This window comes from Phocaeicola sp. (genome assembly GCF_057861905.1).
The window spans coordinates 1-2,828 of record NZ_DBMACV010000136.1; the positions used below are offsets into that span (position 1 = coordinate 1).

The 2,828-nt window shown below is 39.0% G+C and carries 2 protein-coding genes; one reads left to right on the top strand and one right to left on the bottom strand.

The features are described 5' to 3' along the window. Window positions 1–302 precede the first annotated feature (302 nt). Window positions 303–704 (top strand): BamJ family beta-barrel-assembly machinery protein, encoded by a 402-nt coding sequence (bamJ, locus tag ACZM60_RS14670; protein ID WP_489521861.1) that lies wholly within the window; start codon window positions 303–305, stop codon window positions 702–704. Between the two features lie 164 nt (window positions 705–868). Here bamJ and ACZM60_RS14675 read toward each other — a convergent pair whose 3' ends face one another. Next, window positions 869–2,248: a glycoside hydrolase family 28 protein gene (locus ACZM60_RS14675; protein WP_418586812.1), complete on the bottom strand. Its 1,380-nt coding sequence runs from the start codon at window positions 2,246–2,248 to the stop codon at window positions 869–871. Window positions 2,249–2,828 lie beyond the last annotated feature (580 nt).

Consider the following 2,828-nt stretch of genomic DNA (forward strand, 5'->3'; position numbering starts at 1 on the left):
TTGTTGTTAATTTGTAATTAATTGTTTGTTAGACTTAAATATACAAAATAATTCGGTGATTACCAACTTTTAAAGATACTTTCTTATCCCGAACTCACGTCGTATTAATGTCGGGCTTCTTATTTTTTGCTGTTGATTGCGATAGTTGGCAAAGAATTGATAAGAACAATATTCGGCTTTATTGTACTGATTTTCGGTAGGCTGTGTCGATTTTTTATCTTTGATATCGAGGCATTAAAAAGGTCTATGTTCTGGAATTTTATAAACTCTTATTATCTTTGTCGGTATAATTGACCGAATTTATGGCAAAGAAAGAGGAATATAAACAGCGGAATATTGATTTTTTGAAAGAGATTTCGCAGAAAGAAGGAGTACAAAGACATCCTTCCGGTATGATGTATCAGGTTGTTCAACAAGGAAGTGGTACACAATCGCCCAATTTGAGAAGTATTGTTTCTGTACATTATCGGGGAACGCTGATTAACGGACGTGAGTTTGATAATTCATGGAAAAGGGGATGTCCGGAGGCATTGCGCCTGTCGGATGTGATAGAAGGTTGGCAGATAGCTCTGCAGCAAATGCATGTTGGCGATCGTTGGGTGATTTATATCCCCTCTGAACTGGGTTATGGTAATCGACCTTTGGGTCCTATTCCTGCTTGCTCCACATTGATTTTTGAAGTGGAATTGCTTAATGTATTTTGAAAGCCTGCTCTTTTCTTAGGATAGAAGTCTGTGCAGACTGATTTTTTTTGAAAAGTTATATCATAGGACTATAATGTGAAAGCCATGACTGTCACTGTTTTCGAGTGAGTGTCATGGCTTTTTTCCCCTTCGTCGGGATTTCTCTCAACGTTTATGGTAAAATATTATTTTACGATTTTGCCGTTGATTTGGAGATTTTTCATTGTAATGTCCGTAACGTTCTCTATTCGGTTTCCACCTTTCTTTACATTGTTGAATTGTGAATCTTCGACAGATATATTATATACACAATCTTTGTTTGGTAAGCCCACGGCATAAATTCCATATTGGCTGTTTTCGCAAGTGATATTCTTTAGGTGTACGTTTCGTACAATAGGAGGGAAGGCGCGGTTACAGTTCTCTTTGCTTTCGTAAAGCAGGTTTATTTTCAGAACAGCCTCATGACACTGACCTACTTGTATGTTCCTTACAAAGACATTTTCTACGATACCTCCACGACAGTCGTTGGTCTTGATTCGGATAACTCTATCCAGTTGCGGACTATCCATTACGCAGTTTTCAACATATAAGTTGCGATATCCTCCAGATATTTCACTGCCGATGACAACACCTCCATGCCCGTTTTTCATTTCACAATTGCGGACAATGATGTTTTCGCTTGGGCGATTCCATTTTCTTCCGTCTTCATTTCGTCCGGATTTGATGGCGATGCAGTCGTCGCCCGTATCGAAACGGCAATTTTCTATTAGGACATTTTTACAGGATTCAGGGTCGCAGCCGTCACCATTCGGACCGCGGTTATAGATTTTTACTCCACTAACAATCAGACTTTCACACAATAAGGGATGGATGACCCAGAATGGTGAGTTTAGCAAAGTGACGTCTTCTATCAGAATTGTATTGCAGAGATAGAAGTTGATAAGTTGTGGTCGCAAGGCATCTTCGGGCGTCATTACTCGTTCGTAGATGGGACGTTTTAGCTCTGCATAGCCCATCAGCCGCTCGCGACTTCCCAGTTTCTGACTGTGCATGCCTTCTTTCCATCCGTAACGTGGGGCACCGCACATGGGCCACCAAGATTCATTGGAACCTTGCCCGTCTATAGTTCCTTTTCCTGTTATGGCAATATTGGTTTCGCCATAAGCATAAATTAATGGATGGGCATTATAGCAGTCTAATCCTTCCCAGCGTGTGATAACTCCCGGGAAATAAAGTTTCTGGTCTGTGGAAAACTTAAGTACAGCTCCTTCTTCGAGGTGTAAGTTTACGTTACTTTTCATTGTAATAGGGCCGGTGTAGAATGTTCCTTTCGGTATGACAACCGTTCCTCCTCCTGCTTGGTTGCAGGTTGTAATGGCTAAATTAATTTCTTCGTGGCATGGCTCTTCCGGAGTGTCGGTCTTTGCTCCAAAATCTTTGATGTTGTACACTTTGTCAGGAAAGCTGGTGCGCTTTATTTGTTGTTCTATGTTGAGCGCTTCTTTAAATACTTTGTCAAAATTGACCGGCTCAGATGCAAAAGTGATGATACAGCATAAAGACATGATGCAAGTTGTCCCTAATTCTCTCCACCAGGATGTGGATTGTAGTTTTGTTTGTTTTTTCGTTTTCATAGTGAATCAATGTGTTTTTTAGTGTTTGTTGATTTCCAAAGATAATGAAATCTTTACAGCTATATAGTTTTTGGCACATTAATAATGGTTTTGTAGGGCATTTTTTATCTTTTATGTCTGTTAAGGCTTCTCAGATTTCTATTTCCTATCATTGGTGATTTATGAAAATCTCAGGTGAGTTATTATTGAATGCCATTTATTGGGTGGTAGATAATCGACGTTGATTATAGTTGCGGTGATATAATTGAACGGGTAAAGTTATAGCACTTTATAAATATGTATGGCTATGACGGGGCAGAAAGTGTTCGGTACGGTTAATTATATTCTATGGCTTAATATTATGTAATCGCAACTATATACTTTATTGTACCAACGGTTTTGTATAATTGATGTTTTGCTTAATGTGTAATAGATACCTGAGTTCGGGATAAGTTTAGAATAAGGCCAGTTGTTTTGAGTCCTCAATATAGTATCCTTGCAATGCATCCGGTTTGTTTTCAAAGAAACAATA